This is a genomic window from Caballeronia sp. RCC_10 (genome assembly GCF_041360715.1).
GTDB classification, from domain to species: domain Bacteria; phylum Pseudomonadota; class Gammaproteobacteria; order Burkholderiales; family Burkholderiaceae; genus Caballeronia; species Caballeronia grimmiae.
In genome coordinates, this window is the sequence record NZ_JBFUPT010000005.1 from 360,278 (window position 1) to 374,262 (window position 13,985).

The 13,985-nt window shown below is 63.4% G+C and carries 13 protein-coding genes and 1 rRNA gene; 3 read left to right on the plus strand and 11 right to left on the minus strand.

Going from position 1 to position 13,985, the window contains the following annotated elements; translation table 11 throughout:
• Window positions 1-10: 10 nt before the first annotated feature.
• The 7 genes from AB6804_RS13245 to AB6804_RS13275 form a co-directional block, all read right to left on the minus strand.
• The gene (locus AB6804_RS13245) at window positions 11-1,234 is read right to left on the minus strand and encodes an acyl-CoA dehydrogenase family protein (protein ID WP_370886808.1); all 1,224 of its coding nucleotides are present in this window, start codon (window positions 1,232-1,234) and stop codon (window positions 11-13) included.
• A gap of 21 nt (window positions 1,235-1,255) precedes the next feature.
• Window positions 1,256-2,353 carry a phosphotransferase gene (locus AB6804_RS13250; RefSeq protein ID WP_370886809.1) on the minus strand — a complete coding sequence of 366 codons (1,098 nt, stop codon included), beginning with the start codon at window positions 2,351-2,353 and terminating at the stop codon, window positions 1,256-1,258.
• 31 nt (window positions 2,354-2,384) lie between these two features.
• Complete coding sequence (locus tag AB6804_RS13255; RefSeq protein WP_370886810.1) at window positions 2,385-3,110, minus strand: histidine phosphatase family protein; 726 nt, start codon at window positions 3,108-3,110, stop codon at window positions 2,385-2,387.
• Window positions 3,111-3,113: 3 nt separating this feature from the next.
• Window positions 3,114-3,902 (minus strand): oxepin-CoA hydrolase, alternative type, encoded by a 789-nt coding sequence (locus AB6804_RS13260; protein ID WP_035959363.1) that lies wholly within the window; start codon window positions 3,900-3,902, stop codon window positions 3,114-3,116.
• A complete protein-coding gene (locus AB6804_RS13265; RefSeq protein ID WP_370886811.1) occupies window positions 3,899-5,440 on the minus strand; it encodes a 3-hydroxyacyl-CoA dehydrogenase in 1,542 nt (513 codons plus the stop codon). Before AB6804_RS13265 ends, AB6804_RS13260 begins: the two co-directional genes overlap by 4 nt.
• A gap of 62 nt (window positions 5,441-5,502) precedes the next feature.
• Window positions 5,503-6,684 carry a pyridoxal phosphate-dependent aminotransferase gene (locus AB6804_RS13270; RefSeq protein WP_370886812.1) on the minus strand — a complete coding sequence of 394 codons (1,182 nt, stop codon included), beginning with the start codon at window positions 6,682-6,684 and terminating at the stop codon, window positions 5,503-5,505.
• Between the two features lie 42 nt (window positions 6,685-6,726).
• A complete protein-coding gene (locus AB6804_RS13275; RefSeq protein ID WP_035959359.1) occupies window positions 6,727-7,209 on the minus strand; it encodes a putative toxin-antitoxin system toxin component, PIN family in 483 nt (160 codons plus the stop codon).
• 56 nt (window positions 7,210-7,265) lie between these two features.
• Here AB6804_RS13275 and yaaA point away from each other — a divergent pair, with 56 nt between their 5' ends.
• Together yaaA and AB6804_RS13285 are read left to right on the plus strand one after the other, a co-directional pair.
• A complete protein-coding gene (gene yaaA / locus AB6804_RS13280) occupies window positions 7,266-8,045 on the plus strand; it encodes a peroxide stress protein YaaA (protein ID WP_244794533.1) in 780 nt (259 codons plus the stop codon).
• Between the two features lie 47 nt (window positions 8,046-8,092).
• The gene (locus AB6804_RS13285; RefSeq protein WP_370886813.1) at window positions 8,093-9,262 is read left to right on the plus strand and encodes a M14-type cytosolic carboxypeptidase; all 1,170 of its coding nucleotides are present in this window, start codon (window positions 8,093-8,095) and stop codon (window positions 9,260-9,262) included.
• A gap of 90 nt (window positions 9,263-9,352) precedes the next feature.
• On the opposite strand, the gene AB6804_RS13290 is transcribed toward AB6804_RS13285, so the two are convergent.
• The 4 genes from AB6804_RS13290 to AB6804_RS13305 all read right to left on the minus strand — a co-directional run bounded on the left by AB6804_RS13290 (window position 9,353) and on the right by AB6804_RS13305 (window position 13,074).
• Complete coding sequence (locus AB6804_RS13290; protein ID WP_370886814.1) at window positions 9,353-9,985, minus strand: BspC domain-containing protein; 633 nt, start codon at window positions 9,983-9,985, stop codon at window positions 9,353-9,355.
• 138 nt (window positions 9,986-10,123) lie between these two features.
• Window positions 10,124-10,798 carry an energy-coupling factor ABC transporter permease gene (locus AB6804_RS13295; protein WP_370886831.1) on the minus strand — a complete coding sequence of 225 codons (675 nt, stop codon included), beginning with the start codon at window positions 10,796-10,798 and terminating at the stop codon, window positions 10,124-10,126.
• Between the two features lie 68 nt (window positions 10,799-10,866).
• A complete protein-coding gene (locus AB6804_RS13300; RefSeq protein WP_370886815.1) occupies window positions 10,867-11,676 on the minus strand; it encodes a LuxR C-terminal-related transcriptional regulator in 810 nt (269 codons plus the stop codon).
• 186 nt (window positions 11,677-11,862) lie between these two features.
• Window positions 11,863-13,074 (minus strand): DUF2863 family protein, encoded by a 1,212-nt coding sequence (locus AB6804_RS13305; protein WP_370886816.1) that lies wholly within the window; start codon window positions 13,072-13,074, stop codon window positions 11,863-11,865.
• Between the two features lie 617 nt (window positions 13,075-13,691).
• On the opposite strand from AB6804_RS13305, the gene AB6804_RS13310 reads away from it, so the two are divergent.
• Window positions 13,692-13,985 (plus strand): 16S ribosomal RNA (locus tag AB6804_RS13310); the annotation flags it as partial.

Here is a 13,985-nt window from a genome sequence, read left to right on the forward strand (position 1 = left end):
CGCAAGGTCGCTACTCGCGCGCGATGTATTTCGCCAACTCGAGCCGGGCGATCGCATTGCGATGAACCTCGTCGGGTCCGTCCGCCAGGCGCAAGGTCCGCGCCGACGCATAGGCATACGCGAGCGGAAAGTCATCGCAGACGCCGCCGGCGCCGTGCGCCTGTATCGCCCAGTCGATCACCTGACACGCGACGTTCGGCGCGACGACCTTGATCATCGCGATTTCGCCGCGTGCGCCCTTGTTGCCGACGGTGTCCATCATGTACGCGGCCTTCAGCGTGAGAAGCCGCGCCTGCTCGATCATGATTCGCGCCTCTGCGATCCGTTCCTGCGTCACGCCATGCTCCGCAATCGGCTTGCCGAACGCGACGCGTGAAAGCGTGCGCTTAGTCATCAGTTCGAGCGCGCGTTCCGCGAGCCCGATCAGCCGCATGCAGTGATGAATGCGCCCCGGCCCGAGCCGTCCCTGCGCGATCTCGAAGCCGCGTCCCTCGCCGAGCAGCATGTTCGAAGCGGGCACGCGCACGCGATCGAGCGTGATGTCCATGTGGCCGTGCGGCGCGTCGTCGTATCCAAAGACGTTCAGCGGGCGATGGATCGTGATGCCGTCCGCATCCGCCGGGACGAGGATCATCGACTGTTGCGCGTGCTTCGGTGCGTCGGGATTCGTCTTGCCCATCACGATGAACAGCTTGCAGCGCGGATCGCCCGCACCGGACGACCACCACTTGTGACCGTCGATGACATAGCTGTCGCCGTCGCGCACGATGCTGCACCGGATATTCGTCGCATCCGATGACGCCACTTCCGGCTCCGTCATCAGAAAGGCCGAGCGGATCTTGCCGCGCAGCAGCGGTTCGAGCCATTGCGCCTTCTGGGCGTCGGCGCCGTAACGCTCGATGGTCTCCATGTTGCCGGTATCGGGCGCGCTGCAATTGAACACTTCCGGCGCCCACGGCACGCGGCCCATGATCTCGCAAAGCGGCGCGTATTCGAGGTTCGTCAGGCCCGCGCCACGTTCCGACGCGGGCAGAAAGAGATTCCACAGTCCTTCGCTGCGGGCTTTTTCCTTGAGGCTTTCGACGAGCCGCGTCGGCACCCATGCATTGCCCGCCGCGCGATTCGCTGCGATTTGATCGAAGAACGCGCGTTCGTTCGGGTAGATGTGCGCATCGAAGAAACCAAGCAGCTTCTCGCGCAGCGCGTCGACTTTCGGCGTGTAATCGAAGTTCATGCGGTCGTGTCCCCGTTGTGTTCATCGTCCGACTTTCTGCGCGTATCGCCACGCGAGTTCGGCCATCGGGCGGGCGCGGCGTCCCGCGTCGACGGCCTGCGCGCTCGCGGCGGTGCCATCGGCGACGCGCTTCATGATGCCTTGCAGAATCGCTGCGATGCGGAACATGTTGTACGCCAAGTAGAAGGCCCAGTCGCCTTCGATCGTGAAGCCCGTGCGCTCGCGATAGCGCGCGACATATGCGGCTTCGTCCGGAATCCCGAGCGATGCCCAGTCCAGTCCGGCGATACCGCGAAACTGCGACGGATCGACATGCCACGCCATGCAGTGATACGCGAAGTCGGCGAGCGGATCGCCGAGCGTCGAGAGTTCCCAGTCGAGCACGGCGAGCACGCGCGGCTCGTCGCGATGAAAGATGAGATTGTCGAGCCGGAAGTCGCCATGCACGACGCTCGCTTTGCGTTCCGACTGAGGGGGAAGGTGTCGAGGCAGCCAGTCGATCAGCCGGTTCATCGCATCGATGTCCTCCGTCTGCGATGCCACGTACTGCTTGCTCCAGCGCCCGATTTGCCGCTCGAAGTAATTGCCCGGCTTGCCATAGCTCGCGAGACCGGCGGCCTCGGCATCGACCGTATGAAGGGCGGCGATCACGCGATTGGTTTCGTCGTAGATCGCGGCGCGTTCGGCCTGCGTCATGCCGGGCAGCGACGGGTCCCACAGCACGCGGCCGTCGACGAACTCCATCACATAGAACGCGCGGCCGATCACGCTCTCGTCTTCGCAAAGCGCCAGCATGCGCGCGACGGGCACGTCGGTGCCGGCGAGCGCGTCCATCACGCGGTACTCGCGCTCGATCGCGTGCGCCGACGGCAGCAGCTTCGCGGCGGGGCCGGGCTTCGCACGCATCACGAAGCTGCGCGACGGTGTAACGAGCTTGAAGGTCGGGTTCGACTGGCCGCCTGCAAATTGCTCGATGTCGAGCGGCGCCGCGAAGCCATCGACGTGCGATGCGAGCCACGCGGCGAGCGCGCCGGTATCGAAGCGCTGCCGTTCGTGAACGGGGCGCGTGCCTTCGAATGCTGAAAAATCGGAGTGCTTGTCTGTGTCGTTGTCGGGCATTGTCTCCTCCGGTTTTGTGGGCGAAGCGTCGTCAGTTCATGCCGCTCGCCTTGAATCGCACGAATTGGGCGTAAAGCAGTTCCATCGTCGTATTGCGGACGCCGGCGTGCAGCGGCGAGGGCGGCGAATGGTTGATCGCGTGGACGACCCAGTCGCCGCTTTTGTCGCCGACATCGAGCGCGTTGATGCAGCCCGTCGCTTGCGACAGATGCCCATAGAACGCGCGTCCGCCCGCCGTGATCGCATGCGAGAGCAGCGCGCGGTTGACGCCACCGTGCAGCACGAGCAGCACCGTGTCCCACGCCGTGTCCGCGCGCAGCCGGGCCATCGCGGGCAACGCGCGGTCGAGCAGTTCGCCGATCGTCTCGCCGCCGAGAAACTGCGTGTCTTCGGGCACGACGCCGTCGAACACCGAGAGGAACGCACGCTCGATGTCGCTCGTCGACAGATTCGCGAGCCGGCCACCGCGTATCTCTTGCCATTCCGGCCAGATTTCGATTTCCGCCGCTTGCCCCGTTTCCGCGAGCGCGCGTTGCGCCGTCTCCACCGTGCGCGGCAGGCCGCTCGCGATCACGCGATCGAAGCGGATCTTCTGCGCCGCGAACTCGCGCCCGGCCGCGCTCGCTTCCTCGCGGCCGCGTTCGTTGAGCGGCACGCTTTCGGGATCGATCGCGCGGCCGGTGTCGTCGAAATAAGTGACGTCGCCGTGACGCATCAGAAAGATGCGCCGCCGTTTCGGCAGTTCGTAGTGAGCCATGACTTAACGGTAGTTGGGCTGGCGCTTTTCGAGGAACGCGGTGATGCCTTCGAGCGCATCGCCGTGATGGAGAGCATCGACGAAGCAGTCGCGTTCGAGATCGAGATGCGCGGCGAGCGGCTGCACGTCCGCTGCGTTGATCAGCGACTTGATGCGCGCGAGCGCCTTCGGCGACACGCTGCCGAGATCGTCGGCCCAGGCGATCGCCGCATCCAGCGCAATGCCTTTCTTCGTCAGCCGGTTGACGACGCCCACCTCGTAAAGCCGCACCGCGCCGATCGGCTTCGCTTCGAGCAGCACTTCGCTCGCGAGCGTGCGTGGCAGCGCGCGGGAGAGGAACCACGAAGCGCCGCCATCCGGCGTAAGGCCGACGCGTGCGTACGACATGACGAAGCGCGCGTCGTCGGCGGCGACGATCAGATCGCACGCGAGCGCAAGCGAAAAGCCGGCGCCGGCCGCCGCGCCTTCGACAGCCGCGATCACCGGTTTCGTCGATGCCCGCAGCGCGCTGATCCATTCCGCGAGCAAGTCGATGCTCTCGGCCTGCACCGATGGCTCCTTCGCGCGATTTTCCAGCAGGCGATTCAGATTGCCGCCCGCGCAGAAAAAGTTGTCCGCGCCGGTGAGCACGATGGCGCGCACGGAGCTATCGCGCTCGGCGGTCGACAGCGCTTCGATGCCCGCCGCGTACATGTCCGGATGCAGCGCGTTGCGCGCGCCGGGATTCGACAGCTTCAGCACGAGCGTGGTGTCGCTGCCTGCCGGGCGGTGTGTCAGAAGTTCGGCGCTCATCGGCGCTCCTCGTCGTGGGTGAGCGAAAGTCCGAGCTGCGCGCGGCGCGTGAGCCACGGCGAAGGGCGGTAACGCGGATCGCCGAGCACGCTTTGCATGTTGCGCAGGATCGTGAGGATGGTCGTCGCGCCGAGCGAGTCGCCGAGCGCGAGCGGCCCGCGCGGATAGCCAAGCCCGAGCGTCACGGCGAGATCGATATCCTCCGGCGTCGCGATGCCTTGCTGCGCGATATCGCAGCCGATGTTGACGATCGTCGCCACGATGCGTTGGGCGACGAAGCCGGTCGAATCGCGAATCATGGTGACGGGCACGCCATCGGCGGAGAAGAGCGCGTGGGCGGCGTCGCGCATCGCGGGCGTGGTCGCGGGCGTCGTCATGACCGTGCGTCGCGCGACGGTATCGAGCGGAAAGAGCGTGTCGACGGCGACGACGCGCGTGGCGTCGAGATGCTCGGCGACGGCGGTCGTCGTCGCATCGAAGCCGAGCGGCGTGACGACGATCAGCGATTCCGGCGCGGGTGTGACGCCGCAATCGATGTGAATGCCGGCGTCATGTTTGGCAATCACCTTCAGCACTTGCTCGCGCGCCGCGTGCGATGCCCGGCTGATCCACACGCGCGCCGGCAGTTGCGTCGGCGCGGGCGCTTCTTCGGGCGCTTGCTGCTTGCCATCGACATAACGATAGAAGCCTTCGCCCGCCTTGCGTCCGATCAGCCCGCCCGCGAGCCGCGTGCCGGTAATCGGCGACGGCGTGAAGCGCGGCTCTTCGTAGAACTGGTGATAGATGGATTCCATCACCGGGTGCGAGACGTCCAGCGCGGTCAGGTCGAGCAGTTCGAACGGCCCGAGCCTGAAGCCCGCCTGCTCGCGCATGATGCGGTCGATATCCGCGAAGCTCGCGACGCCTTCGCTCGCCACGCGCAGACCTTCGGTGTTCATGCCGCGTCCCGCGTGGTTGACGATGAACCCCGGCATGTCCTTCGCGCGCACCGGCGTGTGACCGATGCGGCGCGCGAGCTGCATCAGCGCATCGCCGGCGCGGGGATCGCCGCGCAGTCCGTCGATGACTTCGACGACGCGCATCAGCGGCACCGGGTTGAAGAAGTGGAAGCCCGCGACGCGTTCCGGCTTCGAGCAGCCCGCGGCGATCGCGGTGATCGACAGCGACGACGTATTCGACGCCAGAATGCAGGACGCGCCGACCACGGCTTCGAGTTCGCGAAAAAGTTCGCGCTTGATGTCCAGTTTCTCGACGATCGCCTCGACGACCGCGCCGCAATCGGCAAGCTCGCTCAGGTCTTGCGCATCGTGGACGAGGGCGAACGCGGCGTGCGCGTCGGCCTCCTTGATCTTGCCTTTGGCGGCGAGCTTGCCGAAGGTCTCCGACAGATACGCGCGCGCGGCGTCGAGCGCGGCCGGGTTCGAATCGTAGAGACGCACGGTCAGCCCGGCGAGCGCGGCGATCTGGGCGATGCCGCGTCCCATCGCGCCGCTGCCGACGATGCCCAGCGTGTCGATCTTGTATTCCTGCGGACTCATGATGCGTTTCGTCTCCTCGATGTGCTTCGTCTGATCTGAATGTCCGGCAGCGGAATCGACGTCTAGAGCTTGCTCAGCCGCTCCAGCGCGAGCGCCAGCGTTTCTTCCTTCTTCGCGAAGCAGAAACGCACGACGCCGGATTCGTGAGGCTCGTGATAGAACGCCGACACGGGAATGGCCGCGACGCCGATCTCGCTCGTGAGCCATTGCGAAAAGTCGGCTTCGGACATGTCGCTGATCGCCGAATAATCGACACACTGGAAGTACGTGCCGTCGCAAGGCAGCAGCGAAAAGCGCGTGTTCGCGAGGCCCGCGCGGAAGAAGTCGCGCTTTCTCTGATAGAACGCGGGCAGTTCTAGATACGGCTTCGGGTCTTCGAGATAGTGCGCGAGGCCGACCTGCATCGGCGTGTTCACCGTGAACACATTGAACTGATGCACCTTGCGCAATTCGGCGGTGAGCGCGGCGGGCGCGGCGACATAGCCGAGCTTCCAGCCCGTCACGTGAAACGTCTTGCCGAAGCTCGACACGACGAAGCTGCGCTTCGCGAGTTCGGGATAGCGCGAGACGCTTTCGTGCGGCGCGCCGTCGTAGACCATGTGCTCGTAGACTTCATCGGAGACGATCAGCACGTTGGTGCCGCGCACGATGTCTTCGAGCTTGCGCATGTCCGCTTCGCGCCAGACGCGGCCGGTCGGATTGTGCGGCGTGTTGATCATCAGGAGCCGCGTCTTCGGCGTGATCGCGGCGGCGATCTTGTCGAAGGGGAGCGCGTAGTCCGGCGCTTCGAGCGATACGAACACGGGCTTGCCGCCCGCCAGCTCGATCGCGGGCACGTAGCTGTCGTACATCGGCTCGATCACGACGACTTCATCGCCCGGATGCACGCAGCACAGCACGGCGGTGAGCAGCGCTTGCGTCGCGCCCGCGGTGACGGTGATCTCGCGGTCGGCGTCGTAGGCGCGGCCATAAAGCGCCTCGATCTTGCGCGCGATGGCCTGACGCAGCGGCGCGGCGCCGGCCATCGGCGGATACTGGTTGTGGCCGTCGCGCATGGCGGAGGCGACAGCATCGACGATGCGCGGATCGCAATCGAAATCAGGAAAGCCCTGACCGAGATTCACTGCGCCTTTTTGTGCGGCGAGCGCGCTCATCACGGTGAAGATGGTCGTGCCGACATTCGGCAGACGCGACGGAAAGGACAGCTCGGGTGACGCTTCAGGCATGGAGTGCATGGCGTTCATGGTGATTGTTGGACGTGGGCTGTGCGATTCTCGCGCACGCTTTCAGGCAGGTTCGGCGACGACTCCCGCTTCGAATGCCGCGACGAACGGCTTCGGCTCGGCGATACGGAACGCGAAATCGCGCGCGACGCGGCGCGCGAGCTTCAACACCGCGCGGTCCTTCGAAACGAGCCAGTCCGCGTTCGATGCATGCGCGAGTTCTAGAAACTTCTGATCGTCGCGGTCGCGGCACTTCGGCAAAGGCCGCTCGTCCGCCGGCGCTTCCGGTGCGATCAGTGTCGACAGACGCGCGAGCGTATCGAGTGCCGCTGCCTTGTCGATGCCGATGCGCACGAACTGCGGATAGTCGAGCACGTGCGTCAGTTCGGCGAGACAGCGGGCATCGATCAGCGCGTCGAGCGTGCGGGCTTCGAGCGCGGCGCGGATCGGCCGGGTGGCGGGATCGTCGAACACGAGGATGTCGATCCACACGTTCGAATCGAGCACGACGCGCGCTCTGGCGGGTGACGCGGCGGAATTATCCATTCGATACAATCGGGGGTTTATGCCTATGATCGTCGGCGGGGTGCCGGCGAGCCTCCATGATAATCGTTCTCTCGCCTGCCAAATCGCTCGACTACGAGACGCCCGCCCATATCAGGAAACACACGCTGCCGGATTTCGTCGATGACGCCGCCGAACTCATACAGGGCTTGCGGCAACTTTCGCCGCAGCAGATCGGCGGCATGATGGGCATTTCCGATCAGCTCGCGACGCTGAACTTCCAGCGCTACGCCGAATGGTCGAAGACCTTCGACGCGCAGAACTCGAAGCAGGCGGTGCTCGCGTTCAACGGCGACGTGTACGAAGGCTTCGCGGCCAGGACGCTCACCTCCGCCGATCTCGATTTCGCGCAGAGCCACGTGCGCGTGCTGTCGGGGCTGTATGGGCTGTTGCGGCCGCTGGATCTGCTGCAGCCGTATCGGCTGGAAATGGGCACGAAGTTTCCGAACGCACGCGGCAAGGACCTGTATGCATTCTGGGGCGAGCGCATCACGGCGGCGCTCAACGAGCAGTTCAAACGGCAGCGCGGCGCGCGCGTGCTGGTGAATTGCGCGTCGGGAGAGTATTTCAAGTCGGTGAGGCCGAAGCTGCTGGATGTGCCGGTGGTCTCGCCGGTGTTCGAGGACTGGAAGGGCGGGCGGTACAAGATCATCAGCTTTCATGCGAAGCGCGCGCGCGGGTTGATGGCGCGTTATGCGGTGCAGAATCGCATCGACGAGCCGGAGGCGCTGAAGGGCTTCGACAGCGAAGGCTACCGGTTCGACGCGAAAGCATCGAACGATACGACTTACGTTTTTCGCCGCCGCATCGCGGAGTGACCGCCAGTGGCATTCATGCATCGCGACGCAGAACAAGGGATATCCACATGAGCATTTCCATCACCAGCAACTTCGACGCGGGCGCAATCGAAGTCATCGACGCCGGCAATCCGGCGGACATTCGTCTGCGCGTTCGTCCGGATAACCGCGCCGACTTTGCGCAGTGGTTCTACTTTCGCGTATCGGGCGTGCGCGGCGAGCGTCTCGTGATGACGTTCGAGAACGCGTCGAAGTGCGCCTTTCCCGATGGCTGGCGCGACTATCAGGCGGTCGCGAGCTACGATCGTGCGAACTGGTTCCGTGTGCCGACGCGGTATGACGGCACGGTGCTGGTCATCGACCATACGCCGGACTTCGATCGCATCTACTACGCCTACTTCGAGCCGTACAGCGAGGAGCGGCATGCCGAGTTTCTCGGCGCGCTTCAGCAAATGCCGCACGCGAGGCTGACCGAGCTTGGCCGCACGGTTGAGCATCGGCCGATGTCATTGCTTACGCTCGGTCTCGACAACGAGCCGGACGCGCGGGCGAAGAAGCACGTCTGGATCATCGCGCGTCAGCATCCCGGCGAAACGATGGCGGAATGGTTCGTCGAAGGGCTCGTCAAGCGCCTTGCAGGCTGGGGCGACTGGTCCGGCGATCCGGTTGCGCGCGCGCTGTTCGATCGCGCGGTGTTTCATATCGTGCCGAACATGAACCCGGACGGCAGCGTGCTCGGCAATCTGCGCACGAATGCGGCGGGCGCGAATCTGAATCGGGAATGGATGGAGCCCAGCGCCGAGCGCAGCCCCGAAGTGCTGCTCGTGCGCGACGCGATCCGCACGACCGGCTGCGACATGTTCTTCGATATCCACGGCGACGAAGCCATTCCGTACGTGTTCGTCGCGGGCTCCGAGATGCTGCCGGGCTTCACCGCGCAGCAGGCGAGGGAGCAGAAAGCATTCGTCGATTTCTTCAAGCAGGCGAGCCCGGACTTTCAGGATGTCCACGGCTATGAGTCGGGCAAGTATCAGTCGGATGCGTTGAAGCTCGCGTCGAAGTACATCGGCAATGAGTACAAGTGCGTGTCGCTCACGCTGGAGATGCCGTTCAAGGACAACGCGAACCTGCCGGACGAGCGCGTCGGCTGGAATGGGGAGCGGAGTGCGGCGCTGGGAGCATCGATGCTTCAGGCGATTCTTTGGCACCTGCAGGCATTTGCCGACGGCGTCGCGTGAGTTGATCGGGCATCGCTGAAGCGCGATAAAAACAAAGGGCGTGGCCATCTTCCGAAGGCCACGCCCTTTGCCTATGTGCCTTCGCGAAGCTCAGTGCTTCTTCGAAGTCTTCTTCGTGCTGCCCGACGATGCCTTCGTCGACTTCGTGGACGCCTTGCTCGTGGTCTTCGCCTTGCCTGCCGATGCCGCCGGCTTGCTCTTCGCGCCGTGCTTGGCCGTTGCGCCGTGCTTCCCGCCGCGTGCCGTGCTTCGCGCGGGCGCTTCGGTGCGCGCGCGCAGGGGCGGCACGGGGTCGTTCCAGCCGAACGCGAGCATCTGACTGCCGACGTAGCCGCAGCGGAACTTCAGCGGCGTGGAATCGTGCTCGCCGCTCTTCGACATGCCTTGTCCCTCGACGGTCACGACGTTGTCGACTTTGATGCGCTGTTTTTTCTCATCGAAGGAATCGTTCCAGGGCTCGATGGTGGAATGCGAGGGATCGAAAGAAGAGGGGGGAAAGTCGACGTGATCGAACGCCGCCGATGTGCTGGCGATGAAGTTGCCGTGCGCGGCGCAATCGGCAGCCAGCGGATTGGCGTTGTAATCGGTGACGAAGTGGTGAATCAGTTCATTGCGCTCGTCGAGCGTATCGGCAAAGGCGGATACCGCGCAGGCAAGCCATGCGCATACCGCGAACCGGCCGACGAGCCGCATGAGCCGGCGCGGTGCGTAGTTACTTTCCATCAATTTGGCGCTAAGAAGACACGGGCAAGTAAGATGCCTCGTGTGGGGAAGGAGTTCAATCTTATCGTACTTTGTGCGCGCTTCGGACCGCCTGAAGTCCGAGATGACGTTGCCGGGCAGGTAAAAAACCCGGCGCGTTCAGACGCGAGGGCCGCGGTCGAGCCGGTAACGACGGACGTCGTAGGTAGTGATCCACGCGGGCTTATACACCGTAATCAATATGGTGAGCAGCCCGGTGAAGAGCGCCTCGCCGATGCCTAGCAGCAGCGAGCCGCGCGTAAATGACGCAGGAACGTTGATGTGACCGCCGGCAAGCGCCATCTCCAGAAGCACCGTCGCGCCGCATGCAGCAGCAACCGCCGCCGCCGAAGTGACGAATCCGTGGCCGACGATGAACGTGAAGAGATTGCGCGGCAGCCACGCGTTGGAGAGACGTTGGAGCAACGTCGACACCCCGACGGGAAGCGCGCCGAAAAGCAGGTACGTGGTGGCAACCGAGAGCCACGAGGCATCGAGTACCACTGCGGCAAGTCCTGTGCTGGCGGCGGTGCCGATGAGCGCCAGCCGCCAGTCGAAGAGCGTGACCATCAGCGTTGCGCCCAGCAGATGGATGACGGGGCCGTCGTCGAACCATGCATTGCATGCCCATAGCACCGTCACCGACACGATGACACCCAGCCACACGTGCTGGAGCGTAGCGTCCTGCAGCCGGCTGAACGGCCGCTGCACCAGTATGAGTGCGAGCAGCCCCGCGGCGACAATCCAGCTGCCGAGGGTCAGCCAAAGCGGTAGCGGTGTGTAGAAGAACCCCATGCCTTGCATATTACTCGTTGCGTGTGAAACGTGTGCGCAATCCACGAACCCACTTTTCGCCATTGTTGCTAAAACGAAGCCTCGGGCTCGGCCGCCATCGGCAGTGGCGCGGCTGCATCGTCCGTTAGCGGCGAATACTGGATATGCCGATGACGCAGCGGGATCACGTTGGATTCGCCGGGCTTCGGGCGTATCGAGCGCTGCGCCTCGCTGCGCAGGACTTCGAGGTGCGAGTTCTGCACGCCGTTATAGATGGCGACGGCAGCCGCGCGATTCGTCGCGCCGAGTTGCTGGAAGATGCTCGCAAGGTGAATCTTGACCGTGCCTTCACTGATGCCGAGCGTCTTCGCAATCATTTTGTTCGTGCTTCCCATATGGACGCATCGCATGATCTGATGCTGGCGCGGCGACAAGGTCGAGTGAATCCGTGTGGGGCGCGGAAGTGCGGCGTTGTTCTGAAAGCGGCGCAGGGGAAGGTCCCGCAGCGGCTCGAGGTCGATGACATCAGGTGGGACGTAGTGGCCGCCGATCAGCACCATCTCGAGCGCGCGGAGGATCAAAACGGGTTCGAGGGTGCGCGGAATGACGCCCATCGCGCCGGCCCCCATCAGCATGTACACCTGCGCAGCTCCGCAGCGATCCACCATCGTGGCGGCGGGTACGCCCGGCGCGTTATCGAGCAATGTCTCCAGATCGCTCATGCGCAAAGTCTCCGCCCAGTCGATGACGATCATGCTGGCCTCGGTGCGCTTCAGCGCGGAAGCAGCTTGCCGCCAGTCTTTCGCTTCGGTGAACTGTGCTTGACGCGCGATACGGCGCAGCAATGTTTTCAGGCCCGCACGGCGCTCCGCGTCCGAACCCATGATGATAATTTTCATGCTTGACCTCGTTCCAATACGTCCGCCGCCATTCGCGACGGGTCTCAACACCGGCCAATCTGTCGGTGTCGACGTCATATTGACAAACTTCCGGTCGTTCCGCCCCCTATCCGAAAGGCATAAGCAAAATGGACAAAGCCCCGCGCGAGGCGGGGCTTGGCTGGACGGCGAGATGGCTGAATCGGGTCAGTGAAAATGAGGTTGCGCGGGCTCGGCGTCTTCGGGCATTTCCGCGTGGACGATCTCGCCGAGGGGATCGGCATACAGCGGAACGCCGCAGTCGTCGCAGAATTCCGGCTCGAAGCGGCCGGCATGGCGACGAACATCCGAGACGCCGGCTTTCCTCAACAGTTCGACGATCTCTTCGATGGGACCGTCTTCCCCCTCCAGGTCGCCTTCGTCTTCCATATCGGCGTCCGCGTTTTCACGGCCATATAGCGGCCAGACGACGCCGTAGATCACGTCGTTGCTGCCGCGGCGCGTGAAGCCGATGCGGTATTCGTCGATGCGCCGCTCCCCGAAGCCGGCGATAACCGCTCGCAATTCCTGCGGCGCGGTGCCGAGCGTATCGAAAAGATAGCGGACGGCGGTGCGAACGGTATGGGGACGAACTTGCTCGTCGGCATCACGGCACGCTGAATAGTAGGCATCCGGCAGCAGGCATTCGAATTCGCAGCCGGGCAGAATCGTCGCGAAGCTCGCACCGCCTTGCGTTGCCCATTGTTCAAGACACTGACTACGCTCGATCCGCACGCCGTTCTCTTCTTGTTGCCAGCGGAAGAACGCGGCGTCCGCCGGAACGACAGCCAGTGCGAGCAAGAAGCGCGGGTCGGCGAGAATCGGTGAAGTTTCAGGCAAGTCCGACAAGTTCAGGCGGGCCGTGGCGCCGCCAAGCGCGGTCTGCATCAACTGTTGCGCGAGACGCGCGGTGTCCACGTGATGGCGCGGCAACTGGTCGATGCTATACAGATAAGGCGCGACGGCGACGCGCGCGTCCGAAGCAAGGACATGCGCTTGCAATTGCGTACGAAGGGCGTCGACGGTATCGCTTTTGAGTGCCCCCGACGGGATCGCGTAGCGCGTCCAGGCTAGCACGGGCGCCGCGATCAACAGCGCTTCGTGCGGAGCGCCATCGATGTCGATGCGGAACGACTCGCTGTGAGTTTCGGCCATATCGGCCAGGGCGCCGTAGGCGTCGGGATGATTCTGCTGAAGGTGATCAAGCGCGGCATCGAGCGTCGTCTGGTTGCCATTGCGCACAAGTTTGGCGACGAGTGTGTCGAGGCGGCTTTCCCAGAATCGATCCTCGACGCGGCTGCCAGAGGCGAACAGCGCGAGGGAGAGACTGACGAGCTTGTCCGCGTCTGGGGGAATACGTTTAGCGGTTCGCGTGCGCATATCGATACGAGTTAATTGGAGCAGTGAACCTTTTATTGTAGTCGCTTGGACGCTTGTTTTACCGGAGCGTTCGTCGTCGAGGGACATAAGCGACGAAGCGGCGCGCCCCACGCGATCGCCGAGGACAAGCAACGTGCCGTAGCGCTCTGCAAATTTTCACGGGACAGCCCTTGCATATTGCGTTCGGGCTAACTAGAATTCCGTTCCTTCGCGATTCACTGAACGCGAAGGAAGCGGGAGTAAGCGGTTCGGAGGGGTGCTGGAGATGGGCGGTAAAACATTCTCTCAAGCGCAGTCAGCAAGTAAAGCGGTTCAAAAACTTGTTGACAGACTTCGAAACGATGTTCATAATCTCGTTTCTCTGCTGCTGATGCAGCGACGCAAGACGAAGCAAGACGGTCTTAGCGGAAATGTTCTTTAAAAACTAACAGCCGATAAGTGTGGGCGCTTGATAGCGAGTGCGGCTTCGGTCTTCGGACTGGGGCAATAGCAAAAGTAATCAAGAGTCTCACACGAAGTATTAAGAGGAAGGTTTTTCATCTTAGGATGAACAATCATCGTCAGTACGTTGAGTGAGCGACCGGTTTCTAACGGAACCGAAAAACAGTAACAGGTTTGAACTGAAGAGTTTGATCCTGGCTCAGATTGAACGCTGGCGGCATGCCTTACACATGCAAGTCGAACGGCAGCACGGGGGCAACCCTGGTGGCGAGTGGCGAACGGGTGAGTAATACATCGGAACGTGTCCTGTAGTGGGGGATAGCCCGGCGAAAGCCGGATTAATACCGCATACGATCTACGGAGGAAAGCGGGGGATCTTCGGACCTCGCGCTATAGGGGCGGCCGATGGCAGATTAGCTAGTTGGTGGGGTAAAGGCCTACCAAGGCGACGATCTGTAGCTGGTCTGAGA

Bases quoted from the DNA above. Each gene is read 5' to 3' on its own strand.
- AB6804_RS13245 (WP_370886808.1), bottom strand. From the start codon at position 1,234: ATGAACTTCGATTACACGCCGAAAGTCGACGCGCTGCGCGAGAAGCTG.
- AB6804_RS13250 (WP_370886809.1), bottom strand. From the start codon at position 2,353: ATGCCCGACAACGACACAGACAAGCACTCCGATTTTTCAGCATTCGAA.
- AB6804_RS13255 (WP_370886810.1), bottom strand. From the start codon at position 3,110: ATGGCTCACTACGAACTGCCGAAACGGCGGCGCATCTTTCTGATGCGT.
- AB6804_RS13260 (WP_035959363.1), bottom strand. From the start codon at position 3,902: ATGAGCGCCGAACTTCTGACACACCGCCCGGCAGGCAGCGACACCACG.
- AB6804_RS13265 (WP_370886811.1), bottom strand. From the start codon at position 5,440: ATGAGTCCGCAGGAATACAAGATCGACACGCTGGGCATCGTCGGCAGC.
- AB6804_RS13270 (WP_370886812.1), bottom strand. From the start codon at position 6,684: ATGAACGCCATGCACTCCATGCCTGAAGCGTCACCCGAGCTGTCCTTT.
- AB6804_RS13275 (WP_035959359.1), bottom strand. From the start codon at position 7,209: ATGGATAATTCCGCCGCGTCACCCGCCAGAGCGCGCGTCGTGCTCGAT.
- yaaA (WP_244794533.1), top strand. From the start codon at position 7,266: ATGATAATCGTTCTCTCGCCTGCCAAATCGCTCGACTACGAGACGCCC.
- AB6804_RS13285 (WP_370886813.1), top strand. From the start codon at position 8,093: ATGAGCATTTCCATCACCAGCAACTTCGACGCGGGCGCAATCGAAGTC.
- AB6804_RS13290 (WP_370886814.1), bottom strand. From the start codon at position 9,985: ATGGAAAGTAACTACGCACCGCGCCGGCTCATGCGGCTCGTCGGCCGG.
- AB6804_RS13295 (WP_370886831.1), bottom strand. From the start codon at position 10,798: ATGGGGTTCTTCTACACACCGCTACCGCTTTGGCTGACCCTCGGCAGC.
- AB6804_RS13300 (WP_370886815.1), bottom strand. From the start codon at position 11,676: ATGAAAATTATCATCATGGGTTCGGACGCGGAGCGCCGTGCGGGCCTG.
- AB6804_RS13305 (WP_370886816.1), bottom strand. From the start codon at position 13,074: ATGCGCACGCGAACCGCTAAACGTATTCCCCCAGACGCGGACAAGCTC.